Genomic DNA, 21089 nt, shown 5'->3' on the forward strand with positions numbered 1-21089 from the left:
AATACCTGTGGGAGCGGGTTCACCCGCGAAGAGGCCAGCAGCCCTCACATAGCAGCCGCAGCCTTCAATGCCCCATCCAGGTCCTCGACCAGGTCCCGGTAATCCTCGATCCCCACCGACAACCGCAGCAGGTTTTCGCTGATGCCCATCACGCCCTTCTGCTCCGGGCTCAGCGAGCAGTGCGACATGCTCCAGGAGTGGTTGATCATGCTTTCCACCCCGCCCAGCGAGTCGGCCAGCACGAAGATCTGCAGCGCCTCCACCAGGCGGTTTAGCGCGACCCGGTCGCCCTTGACCTTCATCGCCACTACCGCCCCGCCACTGCGCATCTGCCGTTTGCACAACTCATGTTGCGGGTGGCTTTCCAGCCCCGGGTAATACACCTGCTCGATCTGCGCGTGGCTTTCGAGGAAGCGTGCCACCTGCAGGGCATTGGCACACTGGCGCTCCATGCGCACATCCAGGGTCTTCAGACCGCGCAGGGCCAGGTAGCAGTCGAACGGCCCCTGCACCGCGCCAATCGCCATGCTGATGCGGCGCAGGCGCGCCAACAGCGCATCATTGGCAGCTACGACCACGCCACCGGTGAGGTCGGAGTGGCCGCCGATGTACTTGCTGGCCGAGTGCATCACCAGGTCCACGCCCAGGGTGATCGGGCGCTGATTCCACGGCGAGCAGAAGGTGTTGTCGATGCAAGTGAGGATGCCCCGTGCCTTGGCCAGGTCGCACACCGCCTTGATGTCGACCAGGTGCAGCAACGGGTTGGTCGGCGATTCGATCCAGATCAGCTGGGTTTCCGGCTTGATGGCGGCGGCCACCGCCTCGAGGTCGTTGAGGTCGACGTAGGTGGTGGTCAGGCCCGAGGTGCGGCTGCGGTAGTCTTCCATGATGCGGAAGGTACCGCCGTACACGCCGTTCATCACCACCACATGGGCATCCTTGGGCAGCAGCTCCAGCACGGTGGCGGTGGCGTTCACGCCCGAGGCGCAGGCGACCGCGCCAACGCCCTCTTCCAGGGCGGCGACACAGGTTTCATAGGCATGCCGGGTGGGGTTGCCGACGCGGCTGTAGGAGTATTCCGGTTTGTCGTCCAGGCTGCGCTTGGTGAACGAGCTGGCGGTGACGATCGCCGGGAAAATAGCGTTATCGGCGACGCTGAACTGCTCACCGGCGTGAATGGTACGGGTGGCGAAATTGCGCGGCTTGTCGGACATGGTCAGGCCCATTGGCAGAGTGAAAGTCGCCACTATCGCACAACCCAAATCTTCTAGCCTTGGGGTAATCTGTGAAATATTTTTCTCCACGGCCCACGCGCGATATGGACAGCTTCGACCAGCACATTCTCACCCTGCTTCAGCGCGACGCCTCGATCTCGCTCAAGGACCTGGCCGAGGCCGTCAACCTCTCCACCACGCCGTGCTGGAAGCGGGTCAGGCGCCTGGAAGAAGACGGCTACATTGTCGGCCGTGTCGCCCTGCTCGACCCGGAACGGCTGGGGCTGGGGCTGACGGTGTTCGTCCAGCTCAAGACCCAGCGCCACGACAGCGCCTGGCTGGAGCAGTTTGCCGCGACCGTGACCGGGTTCGAGGAAGTGATGGAGTTCTACCGCATGTCGGGGGACTGGGATTACATGCTGCGGGTGGTGGTTGGGGACATTGCGGCGTATGACCGGTTTTATAAAAAGCTGATCACCAGTACTGACGGGCTGTCGAACATCACTTCCAGTTTTGCCATGGAGCAGATGAAGTACACCACGGCTTACCCGGTGAACCGTTCCTGATCGGTGCTGGATTCTTCGCGGGCTTGCCCGCTCCCACAGGGACCCCACAGTTTTCAGCACCTGTGGTACTCCTGTGGGAGCGGGCAAGCCCGCGAAGAGGCCAGCACAGGCAACCGATCAATCCGCGGCCAGCACCGCCGCAATCCGGTTCCCCGCCTTGGCCTTCTCGACCTTGATCGCCACGAACTTCGAGGTCGGGGTATAGGTCCCCTCGCCATAGCTTTCCAGCGGCACCAGCGGGTTGGTCTCCGGGTAATAGGCCGCCGCCTGCCCCTCGGGCACGTCATACGCCACCAGGCGGAAGCCCGAGACGCGCCGCTCCACGCCATCCTCCCACAGCGACACCAGGTCCACATGTTCGCCCGGCTCGAAGCCCATCCGGCGGATGTCCACCTCGTTGACGAACACCACTTCACGCAGGCCGAACACCCCGCGATAACGGTCGTCCAGGCCATACAGGGTGGTGTTGTACTGGTCGTGCGAGCGCAGGGTCTGCAGGATCAGGTCGGGCTTGTCACCGCGCGCCAGCACCTTGGCATTCACCAGTTGCTCCGGCAGCCGGTGCGGGCTGAAGCGCGCCTTACCTGTGGCCGTGCGCCAGGTACGGTCGGCGGCATTGTTGCCCAGGTGGAAACCACCTGGGTGCTGCAGGCGCTCGTTGAAATCGGTAAAGCCGGGTATCACATCGGCAATCATGCTGCGGATACGGCCATAGTCGGCAACTGCGTATTCCCAGTCGATCGGCTGTTTGCCCAAGGTCGCCTGGGCCATGCCGGCGATGATCCACGGCTCCGAGCGCAGGTGCGGCGAGCGCGGGCGCAGCTGGCCGTGGGAGATGTGCACCATGCTGAAGGTGTCCTCCACGGTCACGCCTTGCGGCCCGCTGGCCTGCATGTCGATTTCGGTACGGCCCAGGCACGGCAGGATCAACGCATCGCGGCCGGTGACCAGGTGCGAGCGGTTGAGCTTGGTGGAAATCTGCACGGTCAGCGCGCAATTGCGCATGGCCGCATGGGTGCGCGGCGTATCCGGCGTGGCCTGGGCAAAGTTGCCACCCAGGCCGATGAACACCTCGGCCCGCCCCTCTTCCATGGCCTTGATCGCCAGCACGGCGTTGTGCCCGTGGGCACGCGGCACGCGGAACCGGAAGCGTTCTTCGATGGCATCGAGCAGGGCCGCCCCGGGCTTCTCGTCGATGCCCATGGTGCGGTCGCCCTGCACGTTGCTGTGGCCGCGCACCGGTGACAGGCCGGCACCGGGCTTGCCGACGTTACCGCGCAGCAGCTGCAGGTTGACGATTTCCTGAACGGTCGGCACCGAGTGGCGGTGCTGGGTGACGCCCATGGCCCAGCACATGATTACCCGTTCGGCCTTGCGGTACATGCGCGCGGCCAGTTCGATCTCGGCCTGGGTCAGGCCCGATTGCTCGACGATGTGCGCCCAGGGCGTGGCATCCACGGTTTCCAGGTATGCGTCGATGCCACTGGTGTGCTCGGCGATGAAGGCATGGTCGAACACCGCCGGTTCGCCATTGGCCTGGGCTTCGCGTTCCCACTGCAGCAGGTACTTGGCAATGCCACGCATCACTGCCATGTCACCGCCCAGGGCCGGGCGGAAGTAGGCCGTATTGGTTGGTTCGGAGCCATTGCTGAGCATCTCGAACGGGTGCTGCGGGTGCTGGAAGCGCTCCAGGCCGCGCTCCTTGAGCGGGTTGAAGCAGACCACCTGGGCACCACGCTTCACCGCTTCACGCAGCGGTTCGAGCATCCGCGGGTGGTTGGTGCCGGGGTTCTGACCGATGACGAAGATGGCATCGGCCAGTTCCAGGTCGTGAAACACCACGGTGCCCTTGCCCACGCCGAGGGTTTCCGACATGCCCACGCCGCTGGCTTCATGGCACATGTTCGAGCAGTCGGGGAAGTTGTTGGTGCCGTAGGCGCGGACGAACAGCTGGTAGAGGAACGCCGCCTCGTTGCTGGCCCGGCCCGAGGTGTAGAACTCGGCCTGGTCGGGCGATTCGAGTGCGCGCAAGTGTTGCGCAACCAGCGCAAAGGCTTCTTCCCAGCTGGTTTCGACATAGTGGTCGGTGGCCGCGTCGTAGCGCATCGGGTGGGTCAGGCGGCCCTGGTACTCCAGCCAGTAGTCGGTCTGCTCGGCCAGCGCACTGACGCTGTACCTGGCGAAGAATGCCGGGTCCACCGAGCGGCCGGTGGCTTCCCAGTTGACCGCCTTGGCGCCGTTCTCGCAGAACTTGACCATGTCGTTTTCCGGCGACTCGCCCCAGGCGCAGCCGGGGCAGTCGAAGCCGCCGTTCTGGTTGGTCTTGAGCATGGCCCGCAGGTTCTTGAAGGCATTGTCGCTGCCCAGCCAGCTCTTGGTCACGCTCTTGAGCGCCCCCCAGCCGGCGGCGGCGCCTTTGTAGTCCCTGATATGTTGGTCCTGGCTCATGCGGTGAATCCTCACGCTTCGATGCTTTTTTTCAGCCTATGGAGCGTGGGGTAGAGCCGTCCAATCGAAAGATCTTACGGGGTGATAGGCGGTTTCGATCATGGGCTGGAACCGCGCCACGGCCTTCGCGGGTGAACCCGCTCCCACAGGGCCCCCACAGGTTTCGAGCCCTGCGCTTTACCTGTGGGAGCGGGTTTACCCGCGAATTGGGCGACGCGGTCAACACTTTGAAATACGTGACCTGCAGCCATGATAGAGACCATCGATCAATCGGTCGGACAAAGCAATTTGACGGCCCTGCGCCCAAGTTATAGCTTGGATTGAGTCCCTACCCATTCGAGCGCGAACGTGGAACAGAACAGCCGGGCCCTGATCGACGGCTTCAACCGGAAAATCGACTACCTGCGGATGTCGGTCACCGACCGCTGCGACTTCCGTTGCGTGTACTGCATGGCCGAAGACATGCAGTTCCTGCCGCGCCAGCAAATCCTCAGCCTTGAGGAACTGCTCCAGGTGGCCGAGCGCTTCGTCGCCCTTGGCACCCGCAAGATCCGCCTGACCGGCGGCGAGCCGCTGGTGCGCCAGGGCATCGTCGACCTGTGCGGGCGCATCGCCGCCCTGCCCGGCCTGCGCGAGTTGTGCCTGACCAGCAACGGCTCGCAACTCGGGCGCCTGGCCCAGCCGCTGTTCGACGCAGGTGTCACGCGCCTGAACATCAGCCTCGACAGCCTGGACGCCGAGCGCTTCAAGCAACTGACCCGCACCGGCGACCTGCACCAGGTGATCGCCGGCATCGACGCCGCCCGCCAGGCCGGTTTCAAGCGCACCAAGCTCAACTGCGTAGTCCTCAAAGGCCGCAACGACCACGAACTGGTCGACCTGGTGCGCTTTGCCATCGACCGCGAACTGGACATCACCTTCATCGAAGAAATGCCCTTGGGCGTGATCAGCGAACATGAACGCGGCGAGTCGTTCTGCTCCAGTGACGAAGTACGTGCGCTGCTGGCCGAGCAGTTCACATTTGTCGAATCGACCGAGTCGTCCCAGGGCCCCGCCCGCTACTGGCGCCTGGCCGAAGCCGCCAATACTCGGGTCGGCTTCATTTCGCCACACAGCCACAACTTCTGCGCCACCTGCAACCGCGTGCGACTCACCGTCGAAGGCCGCCTGCTGCTGTGCCTGGGCAATGAACACTCGGTGGACCTGAAGCAGGTTCTGCGCGCCCACCCCGGCAACCCCGAACGCCTGGAAAAGGCCATTCGTGATTCCTTGCACCTCAAGCCCTACCGCCATCATTTCGAAGTCGGTGGCGACGTGCAGATCCTGCGTTTCATGAACATGACCGGCGGCTAGGCAGCCGTCTCTGGATTTCCATGATCGTCCACCCCACCCCCGATGTGCTGCGTGTGCTGTTCACCCTCAAGGGTTCGATCGTCAAGCGCATCGCCCTGCGTTGCCTGACGATCACCCTGCTGGCCGCGCTGATCGTGTTGGTCGAGCGGCATTTCCCGGCGTTTTTCTACCCGGTCAGCGCCACCCCGTTCACCTTGCTGGGCCTGTCGCTGTCGATTTTCATGAGTTTTCGCAACAACGCCTGCTATGACCGCTGGTGGGAGGGGCGCAAGGCCTGGGGCAAGCTGATCATCGAAACCCGTTCGTTCGTGCGCGAAAGCCTGGTGATTACCGACGAAACCCTGCGTGCCGAACTGTTGCGCAGCCTGTGCGGCTTTGCCCATGCGCTGAATGCTCGGCTGCGCAGCGAGGACGAACTGGCCGCCGCCCGGCCCTGGCTGGCCCGGCCCGATGCAATCAGCCCGCACAACGTGTGCGACGCCATCCTGCGCGAAATCGGCGGGCACTGCTCGCGGCTGGCAACACAGCAGCAGATCAGTGACTGGCGCTACAGCCTGCTGGAGCAGCGGCTGGTGGGGCTGACCGAAGTGCAGGCTACCTGCGAGCGGATCAAGGGCACGCCGTTGCCGTTCCCCTACACGCTGCTGCTGCACCGCACCATCTACATCTTCTGCCTGTTGCTACCGTTTGCCCTGGCCGAGCCGCTGGGCTGGCTGGCGCCGCTGTTCACCACCATCGTGGGGTACACGTTCTTCGGGCTGGATGCGATTGGCAACGAACTGGAAGACCCGTTCGGGCGCGATGAGAACGATCTGCCGACCGATGCCATGGTGCGGACCGTGGAGCGCGATGTGCTGGCGGGGTTGGGGGAACAACAGCTACCGCCGGCGTTGTTGCCGGTGGACCATGTATTGAGCTGACTGAATGCAGTGGCCTGTGCCGGCCCTTTCGCGGGTAAACCCGCTCCTACAGGGCCCCACAGGTTTCGAACCCTGCGCGATACCTGTGGGAGCGGGTTTACCCGCGAAGAGGCCGGTACAGGAAAAAACTCAGCCCCGGCTTGCACAGGCCTCGATCGGTTTCAGGTGCTTGACGAAGTTGCACGGCCGGTGCCGCGCATCCAGCTGCTCCGCCAGGATGCCCTCCCACGCCGTACGGCAGGCCCCGGTGGAGCCCGGCAGGCAGCACACCAACGTGCGGTTGGACAGCCCGGCCAGCGCCCGGCTCTGCACGGTCGAGGTGCCGATATCGAGAATCGACAGGGCCCGGAACAGTTCGCCAAAGCCATCGATGCGCTTGTCCAGCAGGCACTCGACCGCTTCCGGCGTGCTGTCACGCCCGGTAAAACCGGTACCGCCGGTGATCAGCACCACCTGCACCTGTTCGTCGGCAATCCAGGTGGCGACCTGGGCGCGGATCTTGTAAAGGTCGTCCTTGAGCAACGCCCGCGCCACCAGGCGGTGGCCGATCTCCACCGAGCGGCTGGCCAGCAGCTCACCGGAAGTGTCGTTGTCGTAGGTACGGGTATCGCTGACTGTCAGCACGGCGATGTTGAGCGGTACGAAGACCGCATCGGGTTGGACGCGCACGGTGGGGCTCCTCGAGTGGCATTGCCGCCACGCTAGAGGCATGGCCTGGGGGCGTCCAATCGATATGGCGTACCGACTCATCAATGACATCTATCGCAGACGTGGGTTAAGGTCTGCATAACCCGATACCAGGCACCTCCATGGACATCAAGCAGCTCAAATTCCTCATCGCCCTCGACCAGACCCGCCACTTCGGCCAGGCGGCGGCGCTGTGCCATATCACCCAGCCGACGCTGTCCATGCGCCTGCGCAACCTGGAGGACGAGCTGGACCTGGTACTGGTCAAGCGCGGCCAGCGCTTCGAAGGTTTCACCGAAGCGGGCGAGCGAATCCTGGCCTGGGCCCGTACCCTGCTCGCCGCGCACGATGGCTTGCAGGCCGAAGCCGCCAGTTGCCGCGGCCAGGTGGTCGGCAGCCTGCGCCTGGGCACGGTGCCGCTGGCCAGCTTCAACCCCATGCACCTGCTGCTGCCGCTGCGTGAAAAATACCCCGAACTGCACTTCCAGATCAGCTCGCTCAGCTCGGAACAGGTCATCGACGGGCTAAGCCGCAACCAGCTCGACCTGGGCATCTGCTACCTGGACCAGGTCAACACCAGCTTCTTCGAAGTGATCGAACTGGGCACCACCACCATGGGCCTGCTGCACGATACCCGGCACTTCCAGTTCGCCAGCGACACCCTGCGCTGGGACGAGCTGGGCGACATTCCGCTGGGCCTGCTGAGCAAGGGCATGCACTACCGCCAGTCGCTGGACCTGAGTTTTCGCAGCCGTGGCCTGGAGCCGAATGCGGTACTGGAAAGCGACTCGAGCTTCCAGCTGATCCAGGCCATCAACACCGGCATGTGCTGTGCGGTCATGCCACTGGACTGCGGCCTGGAAGACCTGAGCGAGCACCTGCGCATCCTGCCGGTGGCCGACGCCGCCATCCACAGCCCGGTCGGCCTGCTGCTGCGCCGCAGCGAACCGCGTTCGGCAATTGCCGAGCAGTGCTTCGATGAGGCGCGGGTGCTGTTTCAGGCCAACTGAGCGCTGGTTGCCTGGCGGTACTGGCGCGGGGTGAAGCCGGTCAGTTGCTTGAACTGGCGGCTGAAGGCGCTGTGGTCGGTATAGCCGCAGCACATCGCCACTTCAGTGATCGGCAGTTCCGAATGCAGCAAACGGTGGGCGTGCTCCAGGCGTGCCTTGTGGATCATCTGCCGTGGCGTGAGGTGGAACACCCGCTTGCAGTAGCGCTCCAGCTGGGCCACGGAAATGCCAGCGATACGGGTCAGCTCGCCCATGCTGATCGGCTGGTGGAAATGCCGACGGATATGCTCGTCCACCGCCGCCAGGCGCTGGTAGGCGGGGTGGCTGTCGGCGGCTGACTGCAAGTCGACCGAGATGCCGACCAGGCCGATGATCTCGCCGGCACGGTTGTACAGCGGGCGCTTGTGGGTCAGGCACCAGCCAGGCTCGCGGCTGCCGTAAAGATGCAGCTCCAGTTGGTCTTCCAGCACCAAACCCTCCTTGAGAACGCGACGGTCCTGCTCGGTGTAGCCGGGGCCCAGCTGTGCCGGGAACACTTCGGCGCTGGTCTTGCCCAGCAGCGGTTGCAGGCGCTTGAGGCCACAGCGCTGGACCAGGGTGTTGTTGGCCAGCACATAGCGGGCGGCCGGGTCCTTGATGAAGATCGCGGCGTTGGGGATGGCGTCGAGGATCGGCAGCAGCAGGGATACACCGGCGAGCAGGGCCTCGAGGTTGGCGGGGCGGTGCTGGTCGAGTGACTGGTACAGGGTTGCCAGGGGAGTGTCGGTCATCTGCTCTCTCTCGGTTTGCTGTGCCGGCCTCTTCGCGGGTAAACCCGCTCCTACAGGTACTGCGCAGCCCTCGAAGCTGCGGAGATACCTGTAGGAGCGGGTTTACCCGCGAAGAGGCCGGCACAGCAAGTAAATGTCTACAACCCTTATGTGTTAAGGCTTACAGCCTATCCACCACCCTTCCCTCCTACCACTGCTTTTTCGCAACTGTGCCGATTTCGTCATCCACCCTGCAGAAAACCATCAAGAACCGCCGCCTTGATCGGTCCACTCTATGCCCCACGCAAGCCGCCCCAAGTCCTACAAGAGCGCGGCCCAAAAAGCCGCATCTCGTGACATCAGACCTGCCTATCCAATAACCAACAAAAAGGCGAACCCATGTCAGGCAAATTCAAAAAACAGTTGTCATTGCTGGACCTCACCTTCATCGGCCTAGGTGCCATCTTCGGCTCCGGCTGGCTGTTCGCCGCCAGCCACGTCTCGGCCATCGCCGGCCCGGCCGGCATCCTGTCCTGGTTCCTTGGCGGCTTCGCCGTACTGTTGCTGGGCATCGTCTATTGCGAACTGGGCGCTGCCCTGCCGCGTGCCGGGGGCGTGGTGCGCTACCCGGTGTACTCCCACGGCCCGCTGCTGGGCTACTTGATGGGCTTTATCACCCTGATCGCCTTTTCCAGCCTGATCGCCATCGAAGTGGTCGCTTCGCGTCAATACGCCGCCGCCTGGTTCCCCGGGCTGACCAAGGCCGGCTCCAGCGACCCGACCGTGCTCGGCTGGCTGGTACAGTTCGCCCTGCTGGGGCTGTTCTTCTTCCTCAACTACCGCAGCGTGAAAACCTTCGCCAAGGCCAACAACCTGGTCAGTGTGTTCAAGTTCATCGTGCCGCTGCTGGTGATCGGCGTGCTGTTCACCTTCTTCAAACCGGAAAACTTCGAGGTTCAAGGCTTTGCCCCGTTCGGTCTGTCCGGCGTTGAAATGGCGGTATCGGCCGGTGGCATCATCTTCGCCTACCTGGGCCTGACGCCGATCATTTCGGTGGCCAGCGAGGTGAAGAACCCGCAACGCACCATCCCCATCGCGCTGATCCTCTCGGTACTGCTGTCCACCGCGATCTACGCCCTGCTGCAACTGGCCTTCCTCGGCAGCGTGCCGACCGAAATGCTGAGCAACGGCTGGGCCGCAGTGACCAAGGAACTGGCCCTGCCCTACCGCGACATTGCCCTGGCTTTGGGTGTGGGCTGGCTGGCCTATCTGGTGGTGGCCGACGCGGTGATCTCGCCCAGCGGCTGCGGCAACATCTACATGAACGCCACCCCGCGCGTGGTCTATGGCTGGGCGCAGACCGGCACCTTCTTCAAGTACTTCACCCGTATCGACGCCGAGTCCGGCATCCCGCGCCCGGCGCTGTGGCTGACCTTTGGCCTGTCGGTGTTCTGGACCCTGCCGTTCCCGTCCTGGGAAGCGCTGATCAACGTGGTTTCCGCCGCCCTGGTACTGAGCTACGCCGTGGCCCCGGTCACCGTCGCCGCCCTGCGCCGCAACGCCCCCGACATGCCGCGCCCGTTCCGGGTCAAGGGCATGGGCGTGCTCGGCCCGCTTTCATTCATCATCGCCGCGCTGATCGTGTACTGGTCGGGCTGGAAGACCGTGTCGTGGCTGCTGGCCCTGCAGATCGTGATGTTCGTGCTGTACCTGCTGTGCGGCCGCTTCGTGCCGACCCAGCACCTGTCGCTGGCCCAGCAAGTGCGCTCGTCGGCGTGGCTGATCGGCTTCTACGCGGTGACCATCCTGCTGTCGTGGCTGGGCAGCTTCGGCGGCCTGGGAGTACTCGGCCACCCGTTCGACACCGTGGTCGTGGCCGCTTGTGCGCTGGGCATCTACTACTGGGGCGCGGCCACCGGCGTGCCTGCCCACCTGGTGCGCCTTGAGGGCGAGGATGAAAGCGAAGCCTCCTCCGAAAGCTACCCAGGCCAGCGCCCTGCCGCCGTCGCCTCCTGACCCACTCTCGAATGGATATGCCCATGAAACACGTTCACGTCATCGACTCGCACACCGGCGGGGAACCAACCCGCCTGGTGATGAAAGGCTTCCCGCAACTGCATGGCCGCAGCATGGCCGAGCAGCGCGATGAACTGCGAGAGCTGCACGACCAGTGGCGCCGCGCCTGCCTGCTGGAACCACGTGGCAACGATGTGCTGGTCGGTGCGCTGTACTGCCCACCGGTATCGGCCGACGCCACGTGCGGGGTGATCTTCTTCAACAACGCTGGCTACCTGAACATGTGCGGGCACGGCACCATCGGTCTGGTCGCCTCGCTGCAGCACCTGGGCCTGATCGCACCGGGCGTGCACAAGATCGATACCCCGGTCGGCCAGGTCAGCGCCACCCTGCATGAAGACGGCGCCATAACCGTCGGCAACGTGCCGTCCTACCGCTACCGCCAGCAAGTGCTGGTGGACGTGCCCGGCCATGGTCCGGTGCGCGGCGACATCGCCTGGGGTGGCAACTGGTTTTTCCTCGTCTCCGAACACGGCCAGCGCATCGAGCTGGGCAACCGCGAGGCGCTGACCGAATACACCTGGGCGATGCTCAAGGCCCTCGAAGCCCAGGGCATCACCGGTGAAAACGGTGCCCCCATCGACCACGTCGAACTGTTCGCCGACGACGCCAACGCCGACAGCCGCAACTTCGTGATGTGCCCCGGCAAGGCCTACGACCGCTCGCCCTGCGGCACGGGCACCAGCGCCAAGCTGGCCTGCCTGGCCGCCGACGGCAAGCTCGACGAAGGCCAGACCTGGGTACAGGCCAGTATCACCGGCAGCCAGTTCCAGGGCCGCTACGAGCGCGACGGCGAACGCATTCGCCCGTTCATCACCGGCCGCGCCTACATCACCGCCGACAGCACCCTGCTGATCGACGAACAGGACCCGTTCGCCTGGGGCATCTGACCCCGGCTATTTCCAAAAAAAAGAATATCGCGAGGAGTGACAACAATGACCAACAACATCTTCACCGGCACCATGCCCGCCCTGATGACCCCCTGCACCGCCGAGCGCAAGCCGGACTTCGACGCCCTGGTGCGCAAGGGCCGCGAGCTGATCGAGGCCGGCATGAGCGCCGTGGTGTACTGCGGCTCGATGGGCGACTGGCCGCTGCTGACCGAAGCAGAGCGCCAGGAAGGCGTGGCGCGCCTGGTGGCCGCCGGCATCCCGACCATCGTCGGCACCGGCGCGGTGAACACCCGTGAAGCAGTATCTCACGCCGCCCACGCGGCCAAGGTTGGTGCCGCCGGCCTCATGGTCATCCCTCGCGTGCTCAGCCGCGGTGCCTCGCTGATTGCCCAGAAGCACCACTTCTCGGCTATCCTGGCAGCCGCGCCGAAGCTGCCGGCGGTTATCTACAACAGCCCGTACTACGGCTTTGCCACCCGCGCCGACCTGTTCTTCGAACTGCGCAGCGAGTTCCCCAACCTGATCGGCTTCAAGGAGTTCGGCGGTGGCGCCGACCTGCGCTACGCCGCCGAGCACATCACCTCCAAGGATGACGACGTGACCCTGATGGTCGGCGTCGACACCCAGGTGGTACATGGCTTCGTCAACTGCAACGCCACCGGCGCCATCACCGGCATCGGCAACGCCCTGCCGCGTGAGGTGCTGCACCTGGTGAGCCTGAGCAAACAGGCGGCCAAAGGTGATGCCAAGGCCCGCCGCCTGGCGCGTGAACTGGAGGCGGCGCTGGCGGTGCTGTCGTCGTTCGATGAAGGCTGCGACCTGGTGCTCTACTACAAGCACCTGATGGTGCTGAACGGTGACAGCGAATACAGCCTGCACTTCAACGAGACCGACGTGCTGACCGACGCCCAGCGCAATTATGCCGAGCAGCAGTACGCGCTGTTCCGCAGCTGGTACGCCAGCTGGTCGGCTGAGCAGAACCTGGCCTGATCACCTGATTCCAGGCCGAGCCGCAGCCCCTGTGGGAGCGGGTTCACCCGCGAACACCGGCGAAGCCGGTGCCAGGCACCGAGTCGCCTGCTTCGCGGGTAAACCCGCTCCTACAAAGGCCGCGCTCTCTCTTGATATTGATTCCAAAGGAGGCTCCATGACCCTCACAGGCAACCTGCTGATCGGCCAGACGCCGGTAACCGGCAGCCGCGAAGCCATCCGTGGCATCGACCCGGCCACCGGCCAGACACTGGAACCGGCCTACCTCGGCGGCACCGGCGAACACGTGGCCCAGGCCTGCGCCCTGGCCTGGGCGGCGTTCGATGCCTACCGAGAAACCTCGCTCGAGCAACGGGCACAATTCCTCGAAACCATCGCCACGCAGATCGAAGCGCTGGGTGATGCCCTGATCGATCGCGCCGTGGCCGAAAGCGGCCTGCCAAAGGCGCGCATCCTGGGCGAACGTGGCCGCACCTGCACCCAGTTGCGTACCTTCGCACGTGTGGTGCGGGCTGGCGAATGGCTGGACGTGCGGGTCGACAATGCCCTGCCTGAGCGCCAGCCCCTGCCGCGTGCCGACCTGCGCCAGCGCCAGGTGGCCCTGGGGCCGGTGGCGGTATTCGGCGCCAGCAATTTCCCATTGGCCTTCTCGGTAGCCGGTGGCGACACCGCCTCGGCCCTGGCCGCCGGTTGCCCGGTGGTGGTCAAGGCCCACGGCGCCCACCCGGGCACCAGCGAGCTGGTCGGCCAGGCAGTCGCAAAGGCCGTGAAGCAGTGCGGCTTGCCGGCCGGAATGTTTTCGTTGTTGTACGGTTCCGGTCGTGAAGTGGGCATTGCGCTGGTCAGCGACCCGCGCATCAAGGCCGTTGGCTTTACCGGCTCGCGCAGCGGTGGCATTGCGCTGTGCCAGGCGGCCCAGGCCCGCCCAGAGCCAATCCCGGTGTACGCCGAAATGAGCTCGATCAACCCGGTGTTCCTGTTCGACACCGCCCTGCAGACCCGCGCCGAGGCACTGGCACAAGGCTTCGTCGCCTCGCTGACCCAGGGTGCCGGCCAGTTCTGCACCAACCCCGGCCTGGTGATTGCCCGTCAAGGGCCGGCGTTGCAGCGTTTCATCGACGCCGCCAGCGAACACGTGCGCCAGGCTGCGGCGCAGACCATGCTTACCCCAGGCATTTTCAGTGCCTACCAGGCCGGTGTCGGCGCCCTGGCCGCAAACGCCAATGCCCAGGCCGCCGCCAGTGGCCAGGCCGGGCAAGGCCCCAACCAGTGCCAGGCGCAGCTGTTCGTGACCCAGGCCGAAGCGTTCCTCGCCGACCCGGCGTTGCAGGCCGAAGTCTTCGGCGCGGCGTCGCTGGTGGTGGCCTGCGCCAACGATGAGCAAGTGCGCCAGGTGGCCGAGCATCTGGAAGGCCAACTGACCGCCACCCTGCAACTGGACGATGCCGACATCGACAGCGCCCGCGCCCTGCTGCCGACCCTTGAGCGCAAGGCTGGCCGCATCCTGGTCAATGGCTGGCCGACCGGTGTAGAGGTATGCGACGCGATGGTCCACGGCGGGCCGTTCCCGGCCACCTCCGATGCCCGCACCACTTCGGTGGGCACGGCGGCGATCCTGCGCTTCCTGCGCCCGGTGTGCTACCAGGACTTCCCCGATGCCCTGCTGCCGCAGGCACTGAAACACGGCAACCCGCTGCAGCTTCGGCGCCTGCTCGACGGTAAACGGGAAGGCTGAGCATGGTCGAAAGCGCTGAAACCGATATCGCCGTGGTCGGCGCCGGCATAGTCGGCGTCACCTGTGCCCTGCAACTGGCCCGCCAAGGCCGCCGGGTAACCCTGGTCGACCGCCAGGCACCCGGTCGAGGCGCGTCCTACGGCAACGCCGGGCACCTGGCCACCGAGCAGGTATTCCCGATTGCCGACCTGTCGATTCTCAAACGCCTGCCGCGCATGTTGCTGGACCCGATGGGCCCGTTGCGCCTGGACTGGAAGTACCTGCCCAAGGCCATGCCGTGGTTCACCCGCCTGCTGCTCAACCTGCGCCCTGGCCCGTTCCAGCGCAGCGTGGCCGGCATCCGCTCGTTGAACGAAGGCAGCCTGGGTGCCTGGCAGCGGCTGCTAGGCTCGATCGGGCGCGGCGAACTGTTTCAGGAAGATGGCTCGTTGCTGGTATTCGAGCGGCCAGAGTCGCGCCAGGCCCTGGAGGCCTTGCGCGCACGCATGCAACAGCAGGCGGTGGCGGTGGACTTCTGGTCGGCCGACACCGTGCGCGAGGCGGCGCCGCAACTGAGCCCGTCGTTGCAGGGTGGGCTGTTCTTCCCGCGAACCGGGCACTTCATCGACCCCTACCGGGTGGTGTGCGAATTGTTCGAAGCGGCCAAGGCCAGTGGCGTGCGCTTTGTCCAGGCGCAGGTCGATGGCGGGCGGCTGCACAGCGGCGGGGTCAGGCTGGCCAGCGATCAGGGCACGCTCGATGCCCGCCAGGTGCTGATCAGTTGTGGTGCGCATTCCGCGCGGTTGACCGCCACACTGACCGGCAAGCAGGTGCCGCTGGACACCGAGCGCGGCTACCACCTGATGTTGCCTGGCGAGCATCAGCGTTTGCCGTTTGCAGTCACATCGCTGGAGCGCAAGTTCATCATGACGCCCATGGCCGAGGGCCTGCGCCTGGCCGGCACGGTGGAGTTCGCCGGGCTGGACGCGCCGCCGAGCATGCAGCGGGCTTGGCAGTTGCACCGGTTGAGCAAAGGGTTGTTCAGGAGGGACCTGAGTGTTGAGGGAGCGACGCCCTGGATGGGCTTCCGGCCTTCATTGCCAGATTCGTTACCGGTGATCGACCGGGTATGTGATGGGCGGGTTTTGTTGGCGTTCGGGCATCAGCACCTGGGTTTGACCCAGGCGGCGGTGACAGCGGAATGGGTGGGGCGGTTGGCTGACAGGGAGAGTGGGGCTGATATGGCGGCTTACCGGTTGGACCGGTTTTAGCCTGTGCTGGCCTCTTCGCGGGTTTACCCGCGAATGGGCTGCAAAGCAGCCCCCTTCATGCCTCAGCGATAACGCTCGAGCCAGTGCGCATACGGTGCAGGCAAGGTCCAGGAGGCTTTCTCCACCCCCAACTCCTTGGCCGCAAAGTAAGCCCAGTGCGGGTCTGCCAGGTGCGCACGCCCTACCGATACCAGGTCCAGCTGATTGGCTTGCAGCGCTGCTTCCGCCAGTTTCGGCGTACCAAAACCCCACGCCGAGGTTACCGGCAGCTTCGCCTCACGACGCACGCGCTCGGCAATCGGCCCCATGAACGCCGGGCCCCACGGGATATTGGTGTCGGGAATGGTGAAGCCGACACTCACGCTCAGCAGGTCGAGGCCGCCAGCCTTGAAACGGCGCGCCAGTTCGATCGACTCTTCCAGCGTCTGCTCATCCCGGCCGTCGTACTCCAGCACACCAAAACGTGCGGTCAGGGGCAGGTTCTCTGGCCATACCTCACGTACCGCTGCCAGGGTTTCCAGCAGGAAGCGGCTGCGGTTGTCGAAGCTGCCACCGTAAGCGTCGGTACGCTTGTTGGAGTGTTCGGAGAAGAAGCTCTGGCCCAGGTAACCATGGGCAAAGTGCAACTCGATCCACTCGAAACCGGCATCGCGCGCACGGCGGGCGGCATCGACGAAGTCCTGTTTGACCCGGGCAATGTCGTCCAGGGTCATCTCGCGCGGCACTCGTGGCAGGTGCGCGCCGAAGGCGATGGCGGACGGGGCAATGGTTTCCCAGCCGCGAGCGTCGTCGGCGGCAATGTGGTCGTCACCCTCCCACGGGCGGTTGGCGCTGGCCTTGCGCCCGGCGTGGGCAATCTGGATACCCGGCACGGAACCGGCGGCCTTGATTGCCTGCACCACCGGCACGAAAGCCTGGGCGTGGGCATCGCTCCAGATGCCGGCGCAACCGGGGGTGATGCGCCCTTCCGGTGCCACGGCAGTGGCCTCGACCACCAACAGGCCTGCACCGCCACGGGCCAGGCCGGCCAGGTGCACGTGGTGCCAGTCGTTGATCATGCCGTCCTCGGCCATGTACTGGCACATCGGCGGAATGGCAATGCGGTTGCGCAGGGTGACGTCCTTGAGGGTATACGGTTCGAACAAAGCGGACATGGGCAAGCTCCCGGGCTATCTGATTACGATAGTTCGATCATAATCGAACTATGGCAATTAATGATAGCCCCGTTATCATGACGACCATGCGAGCCTATCAACATCCCAATTCTGAAGACCTCACCCTGGAACGCCTGCTCTATGCCCTGAGCGACCCGGTGCGCCTGGGTATCGTGCGCCACCTGGCGGGCGTGGCCGAAGCCAGCTGCGGCGAGCTGGACGGTGGCCGGCCGAAGTCGAGCATGTCCCACCATTTTCGCGTGCTGCGTGATGCGGGGTTGGTGCATACCCGCAATGTGGGGACTACCCATATGAATTCGTTGCGTAGCGAGATGCTGGGGGAGCGGTTTCCCGGGCTGCTGGACTGCATTCTGCGGCAGCAGTGATTTTCCTGTGCCGGCCTCTTCGCGGGTAAACCCGCTCCTACAGGGTAATCACTGTCTTCAAGACCTGTGCGATCTCTGTGGGAGCGGGTTTACCCGCGAAAGGGCCAGAACAGGCAAAATCAATCTTCTTTCTTGCCCAGGGCAAACCGGCATACCTGCCCTCCCCTGAGCATGCACTCCTCATGGCTCACCTCGGCCCCACCCAAGGCCCCGATCAGCGCCAGGTCCAGCTCGCACACCACCGGGTGCGCCTTGGCCAGGTGATGGAACACGCAATTGTGCGCAACGATCTGCGGCTCGCCCCCCGAGCGGAAGAACACCTGCGCCTCGTACCCGGCATTGTTCATGTGCTCGACGATGCGTGCTTCATCCACGACTTGATGCTCCAGGTCCGCCGCCAGCTTGCGCCCCAGCTGGCGCATCAGCGCCAGCAACGCCTCCTGCCCCAGCAAGCCGGCCACTTCCGCAATCAGCAGGTTGGCCAGCAACGGGTACTGCCGCGGGAACAATTCGCGGGCCTGTTCGGTCAGCTCGTGCAACTGCTCCGGGCGGCGCCCGGTGGGCCGGGTAGCGCCACGCTTGACCAGGCCGTCGCGCTCCAGCGCTGCCAGGTGCTGGCGCACCGCCGTGCGGGTGATTGCCAGGGCCTGCGCCAGGTCGTCGATGCTCATGCCGGCCGGCTGGAGCAGCAACGCATGGAGCAGGTCCTGTTGGGTACGGCCCAGGCCTTCGAGCATCAGAATTTGTCCGGGAACTGTTTGACCAACGCCGCAGCCAGGGCGTCGGACAGGGTCAGAATATGCTCGCGCATCATCGCCCAGGTGCGCGCCTCGCCTACGTAGTCAGCGGCCGCCAACTGGTCGATCTGGGCCACGTGGTGCCCGCCGTGGGCGCTGAGCAGCGTCAGCAGGGTCGGCTCGGGCAGGTTCGGGTTGGCCTTGGCCAGAAACGCGGCGATGGCCTTGGCATTGCTGGTCAGCTCGTTGACCGCGGCTTGCTGGCCTTTTTTGTCCTTGGCCACGGTGGCGTCGCTGTAGTGCTTTATGGCGCCCCAGTGGCCGGCCAGCAGCTTCAGCAACTGATCGGCGGCAGGCTGGCCGTACAGCGGGGCAATACTGTTGGCGATCCTGGTGGCGTCGGTGACCACTTCCTTGGCAGCGACTTCGGCCTCCTTGGCATTGCCGGCTTGATTGGCCACGGCATAGTTGCGCACCCAGAAGATGTGCTCGACCCACAGGTCGCGCAGGGCCATGCGCGTGGTCATTGCAGCAGATTCGGCAGGTTTGGCGGCAGGGGTTTCGCTGGAGTAGGAGTAGCTTTGGCTCCATGCCGGCTGGGCGCACAGGGCGAGCAGCAGTAAGGCGGCAATCTTGATGTTCATGACGGCACCCTCCTGGAGGGGGATCGACTGACAAGATTAATTTAAGCATCAAAATATGTTTTTATTGGGGCTGAGCTGGGTTTCCGATCAGTGGTTTCCTGAGCTGGCCTCTTCGCGGGTAAACCCGCTCCCACAGGGATAGCGCCAAGCCTGTGGCCAGCGCGGTCCCTGTGGGAGCGGGTTTACCCGCGAAAGGGCCGGAACAGGCAACAAAAAAGCCACGAGGTCTCCCCCGTGGCTTCTGTCACAACAATGGCCGTTTACAGTGCCATGTCATTCTCAGGCTTGCTTTCAACCGGCTGGCTAGGTGCAACCGTAGTGCCGACGCTCTCGTCGATTACCGGTGGTTTCTCCAGCTGCAGCACTTCAGCGGTGTAGTTCCACTCTTTCTGGGTGGCTGCCGCCGAGTCGTTCAGCTTGGTGCCGTAGCTTGGCACGATCTGCTTGATCTTGGCCTGCCACTCTGGGGTAGCGACCTTCTCCTTGAACACGGTTTCCAGCACGTTCAGCATGATCGGGGCCGCAGTCGAAGCACCTGGCGATGCACCCAGCAGGCCGGCGATGGTGCGGTCTTCGGAAGCGACCACTTCGGTGCCCAGCTTCAGCACGCCGCCCTTCTCGGCATCACGCTTGATGATCTGCACGCGCTGGCCGGCCTGCCACAGGCGCCAGTCTTCCTTCTTGGCGTTCGGGAAGTAGGTACGCAGGGCTTCGAAGCGGTCGTCGTCAGACAGCATCAGCTGGCCAGCGAGGTATTCCACCAGCGGGTACTGCTCGATGCCGACCTTGGTCATCGGCCACACGTTGTGGGTGGTGGTGCTGCTCAGCAGGTCCAGGTACGAGCCGTTCTTCAGGAACTTGGTCGAGAAGGTGGCGAATGGGCCGAACAGGATCACGCGCTTGCCATCCAGCACGCGGGTGTCCAGGTGCGGAACCGACATGGGTGGCGCACCGGTGGAGGCGATGCCGTAGGCCTTGGCCATGTGCTGCATGGCCACGGTCGGGTTCTCGGTCACCAGGAACGAGCCGCCTACCGGGAAGCCTGCGTACTCCTTGGCTTCAGGAATGCCCGACTTCTGCAGCAGCTTCAGCGCGCCGCCACCAGCACCGATGAACAGGAACTTGGCGTCGGTAGCCGATTCGCTACCGTCCTTCAGGTTCTTGTACTCAACGTGCCACGAGCCGTCCTTGTTGCGGGTGATGTCCTGCACTTCGCTGGACAGCTTCAGGTCGAAGTTTTCCTGGGTTTTCAGGTGGCCGACGAACTGGCGGGTGATCTCGCCGAAGTTGACGTCGGTGCCGATTGGCGTCCAGGTCACGGCCAGCTTCTGGTTCGGGTCGCGGCCTTCCATCATCAGCGGGACCCACTTGGCGATCTGCGCGTGGTCCTCGGAGTACTGCATCGGGCGGAACAGCGGGCTGGCCTGCAGCGCGTCGTAACGCTTCTTCAGGAACTTGATGTTGTCATCGCCCCACACGAAGCTCATGTGCGGCGTGGTGTTGATGAACGAGTGCGGGTTCTTCAGCACGCCCTGGCGGACCTGCCACGACCAGAACTGGCGGGAGATCTGGAAGGCCTCGTTGATTTCGATGGCCTTGGCGATGTTGACGTTGCCGTCCTTGTCTTCCGGGGTGTAGTTCAGCTCGGCCAGCGCGGAGTGGCCGGTACCGGCGTTGTTCCAGCCGTTGGAGCTTTCTTCGGCCACGCCATCCAGGCGTTCGACCATTTCCATCGACCAGCTTGGCTCCAGCTCGTGCAGCCACACGGCCAGGGTCGAGCTCATGATGCCGCCGCCGACCAGCAGCACATCTACTTTCTTGGTTTCTGCGGCGTGCGCTTGCATGACGCTTGCAGCGACAGCCAGACCCAGCAAGGTCTTGCCAGCTTTCTTGAACATTGATCGATTCCAGTCAGGAGAACAGAGGGCGGGCCTGTGGCTGGCCCAGGTAAAGCATGTTCTGCAGCGCAGGCTTGTTGTTGATCATTGTTCAGCAGCCAGAGAACCAGAAAACGACTCGGCCTTTTGTCGAATTGACCGACAAGGCTGAATCGTTTTTCCGATTGTAACTTAAATGCCAGCACAAACAAATTGCCGGCCCGGGAGTCAAGGTGGCGGGTTGTCTCAGGCCTGTGCGCCCGTGTGGGAGCGGGCTTGCCCGCGAAAGGGCCGGCACAGGCCTGCGCAAATGCCATTCAAAAAACCGGTCACCCGATCGGAATTATTCGACTTACAGCCCCGCCCTACCGCTTTTATCCTGCGCTCCAGACCCCGCCTC

General features: G+C 64.3%; 18 protein-coding genes. 10 read left to right on the forward strand and 8 right to left on the reverse strand.

The window, feature by feature from the left end:
* Positions 1-44: 44 nt before the first annotated feature.
* A complete protein-coding gene (locus NY023_RS20745; protein WP_013973771.1) occupies positions 45-1226 on the reverse strand; it encodes a trans-sulfuration enzyme family protein in 1182 nt (393 codons plus the stop codon).
* 92 nt (positions 1227-1318) lie between these two features.
* On the opposite strand from NY023_RS20745, the gene NY023_RS20750 reads away from it, so the two are divergent.
* The gene (locus NY023_RS20750) at positions 1319-1780 is read left to right on the forward strand and encodes an Lrp/AsnC family transcriptional regulator (RefSeq protein WP_013973772.1); all 462 of its coding nucleotides are present in this window, start codon (positions 1319-1321) and stop codon (positions 1778-1780) included.
* Between the two features lie 117 nt (positions 1781-1897).
* Here the strand turns inward: NY023_RS20750 and NY023_RS20755 are convergent, their stop codons facing one another.
* On the reverse strand, positions 1898-4228 hold the full coding sequence (locus NY023_RS20755; protein ID WP_013973773.1) for an FdhF/YdeP family oxidoreductase: 2331 nt from the start codon (positions 4226-4228) through the stop codon (positions 1898-1900).
* Between the two features lie 348 nt (positions 4229-4576).
* Here NY023_RS20755 and moaA point away from each other — a divergent pair, with 348 nt between their 5' ends.
* Positions 4577-5581 carry a GTP 3',8-cyclase MoaA gene (gene moaA / locus NY023_RS20760; RefSeq protein WP_013973774.1) on the forward strand — a complete coding sequence of 335 codons (1005 nt, stop codon included), beginning with the start codon at positions 4577-4579 and terminating at the stop codon, positions 5579-5581.
* 20 nt (positions 5582-5601) lie between these two features.
* A complete protein-coding gene (locus tag NY023_RS20765; protein ID WP_013973775.1) occupies positions 5602-6501 on the forward strand; it encodes a bestrophin family protein in 900 nt (299 codons plus the stop codon).
* Between the two features lie 129 nt (positions 6502-6630).
* Here the strand turns inward: NY023_RS20765 and moaB are convergent, their stop codons facing one another.
* Positions 6631-7170, reverse strand: a complete 540-nt coding sequence (gene moaB, locus NY023_RS20770; protein ID WP_003259533.1) for a molybdenum cofactor biosynthesis protein B — start codon at positions 7168-7170, stop codon at positions 6631-6633.
* 140 nt (positions 7171-7310) lie between these two features.
* Here moaB and NY023_RS20775 point away from each other — a divergent pair, with 140 nt between their 5' ends.
* Complete coding sequence (locus tag NY023_RS20775) at positions 7311-8198, forward strand: LysR family transcriptional regulator (protein WP_013973776.1); 888 nt, start codon at positions 7311-7313, stop codon at positions 8196-8198.
* On the opposite strand, the gene NY023_RS20780 is transcribed toward NY023_RS20775, so the two are convergent.
* On the reverse strand, positions 8186-8968 hold the full coding sequence (locus NY023_RS20780) for an AraC family transcriptional regulator (protein WP_013973777.1): 783 nt from the start codon (positions 8966-8968) through the stop codon (positions 8186-8188). The genes NY023_RS20775 and NY023_RS20780 overlap by 13 nt on opposite strands.
* Before the next feature lie 378 nt (positions 8969-9346).
* Here NY023_RS20780 and NY023_RS20785 point away from each other — a divergent pair, with 378 nt between their 5' ends.
* The 5 genes from NY023_RS20785 to NY023_RS20805 all read left to right on the forward strand — a co-directional run bounded on the left by NY023_RS20785 (position 9347) and on the right by NY023_RS20805 (position 15891).
* Positions 9347-10963: an APC family permease gene (locus NY023_RS20785; RefSeq protein ID WP_013973778.1), complete on the forward strand. Its 1617-nt coding sequence runs from the start codon at positions 9347-9349 to the stop codon at positions 10961-10963.
* A gap of 23 nt (positions 10964-10986) precedes the next feature.
* Positions 10987-11913 carry a 4-hydroxyproline epimerase gene (locus NY023_RS20790; RefSeq protein WP_031325247.1) on the forward strand — a complete coding sequence of 309 codons (927 nt, stop codon included), beginning with the start codon at positions 10987-10989 and terminating at the stop codon, positions 11911-11913.
* A 45-nt stretch (positions 11914-11958) separates the two neighbouring features.
* Positions 11959-12906, forward strand: coding sequence for a dihydrodipicolinate synthase family protein (locus NY023_RS20795; RefSeq protein ID WP_013973780.1), 948 nt, complete (start codon positions 11959-11961; stop codon positions 12904-12906).
* 157 nt (positions 12907-13063) lie between these two features.
* On the forward strand, positions 13064-14641 hold the full coding sequence (locus NY023_RS20800) for an aldehyde dehydrogenase (NADP(+)) (RefSeq protein ID WP_041505652.1): 1578 nt from the start codon (positions 13064-13066) through the stop codon (positions 14639-14641).
* A 2-nt stretch (positions 14642-14643) separates the two neighbouring features.
* The gene (locus NY023_RS20805) at positions 14644-15891 is read left to right on the forward strand and encodes an FAD-dependent oxidoreductase (RefSeq protein ID WP_013973782.1); all 1248 of its coding nucleotides are present in this window, start codon (positions 14644-14646) and stop codon (positions 15889-15891) included.
* Between the two features lie 62 nt (positions 15892-15953).
* On the opposite strand, the gene xenA is transcribed toward NY023_RS20805, so the two are convergent.
* Positions 15954-17045: a xenobiotic reductase XenA gene (gene xenA / locus NY023_RS20810; RefSeq protein ID WP_024087583.1), complete on the reverse strand. Its 1092-nt coding sequence runs from the start codon at positions 17043-17045 to the stop codon at positions 15954-15956.
* Between the two features lie 50 nt (positions 17046-17095).
* On the opposite strand from xenA, the gene NY023_RS20815 reads away from it, so the two are divergent.
* Positions 17096-17431 (forward strand): ArsR/SmtB family transcription factor, encoded by a 336-nt coding sequence (locus NY023_RS20815; protein ID WP_003259528.1) that lies wholly within the window; start codon positions 17096-17098, stop codon positions 17429-17431.
* 119 nt (positions 17432-17550) lie between these two features.
* Here NY023_RS20815 and NY023_RS20820 read toward each other — a convergent pair whose 3' ends face one another.
* The 3 genes from NY023_RS20820 to mqo form a co-directional block, all read right to left on the reverse strand.
* Positions 17551-18168, reverse strand: coding sequence for a helix-turn-helix transcriptional regulator (locus NY023_RS20820; RefSeq protein ID WP_013973785.1), 618 nt, complete (start codon positions 18166-18168; stop codon positions 17551-17553).
* Positions 18168-18812 carry a hypothetical protein gene (locus NY023_RS20825; protein WP_013973786.1) on the reverse strand — a complete coding sequence of 215 codons (645 nt, stop codon included), beginning with the start codon at positions 18810-18812 and terminating at the stop codon, positions 18168-18170. The genes NY023_RS20820 and NY023_RS20825 overlap by 1 nt, the downstream gene beginning before the upstream one ends.
* 260 nt (positions 18813-19072) lie before the next feature.
* Positions 19073-20710, reverse strand: a complete 1638-nt coding sequence (gene mqo / locus NY023_RS20830; RefSeq protein WP_013973787.1) for a malate dehydrogenase (quinone) — start codon at positions 20708-20710, stop codon at positions 19073-19075.
* Positions 20711-21089 lie beyond the last annotated feature (379 nt).

It is taken from the genome of Pseudomonas sp. NBB, assembly GCF_032701105.1.
Taxonomy (GTDB): domain Bacteria; phylum Pseudomonadota; class Gammaproteobacteria; order Pseudomonadales; family Pseudomonadaceae; genus Aquipseudomonas; species Aquipseudomonas asiatica.

Excerpts from the sequence above, each read along its gene's own strand:
- NY023_RS20745 (WP_013973771.1), bottom strand. The coding sequence starts at position 1,226 with ATGGGCCTGACCATGTCCGACAAGCCGCGCAATTTCGCCACCCGTACC.
- NY023_RS20750 (WP_013973772.1), top strand. The coding sequence starts at position 1,319 with ATGGACAGCTTCGACCAGCACATTCTCACCCTGCTTCAGCGCGACGCC.
- NY023_RS20755 (WP_013973773.1), bottom strand. The coding sequence starts at position 4,228 with ATGAGCCAGGACCAACATATCAGGGACTACAAAGGCGCCGCCGCCGGC.
- NY023_RS20765 (WP_013973775.1), top strand. The coding sequence starts at position 5,602 with ATGATCGTCCACCCCACCCCCGATGTGCTGCGTGTGCTGTTCACCCTC.
- NY023_RS20775 (WP_013973776.1), top strand. The coding sequence starts at position 7,311 with ATGGACATCAAGCAGCTCAAATTCCTCATCGCCCTCGACCAGACCCGC.
- NY023_RS20780 (WP_013973777.1), bottom strand. The coding sequence starts at position 8,968 with ATGACCGACACTCCCCTGGCAACCCTGTACCAGTCACTCGACCAGCAC.
- NY023_RS20785 (WP_013973778.1), top strand. The coding sequence starts at position 9,347 with ATGTCAGGCAAATTCAAAAAACAGTTGTCATTGCTGGACCTCACCTTC.
- NY023_RS20790 (WP_031325247.1), top strand. The coding sequence starts at position 10,987 with ATGAAACACGTTCACGTCATCGACTCGCACACCGGCGGGGAACCAACC.
- NY023_RS20795 (WP_013973780.1), top strand. The coding sequence starts at position 11,959 with ATGACCAACAACATCTTCACCGGCACCATGCCCGCCCTGATGACCCCC.
- NY023_RS20800 (WP_041505652.1), top strand. The coding sequence starts at position 13,064 with ATGACCCTCACAGGCAACCTGCTGATCGGCCAGACGCCGGTAACCGGC.
- NY023_RS20805 (WP_013973782.1), top strand. The coding sequence starts at position 14,644 with ATGGTCGAAAGCGCTGAAACCGATATCGCCGTGGTCGGCGCCGGCATA.
- xenA (WP_024087583.1), bottom strand. The coding sequence starts at position 17,045 with ATGTCCGCTTTGTTCGAACCGTATACCCTCAAGGACGTCACCCTGCGC.
- NY023_RS20815 (WP_003259528.1), top strand. The coding sequence starts at position 17,096 with ATGGCAATTAATGATAGCCCCGTTATCATGACGACCATGCGAGCCTAT.
- NY023_RS20820 (WP_013973785.1), bottom strand. The coding sequence starts at position 18,168 with ATGCTCGAAGGCCTGGGCCGTACCCAACAGGACCTGCTCCATGCGTTG.
- NY023_RS20825 (WP_013973786.1), bottom strand. The coding sequence starts at position 18,812 with ATGAACATCAAGATTGCCGCCTTACTGCTGCTCGCCCTGTGCGCCCAG.
- mqo (WP_013973787.1), bottom strand. The coding sequence starts at position 20,710 with ATGTTCAAGAAAGCTGGCAAGACCTTGCTGGGTCTGGCTGTCGCTGCA.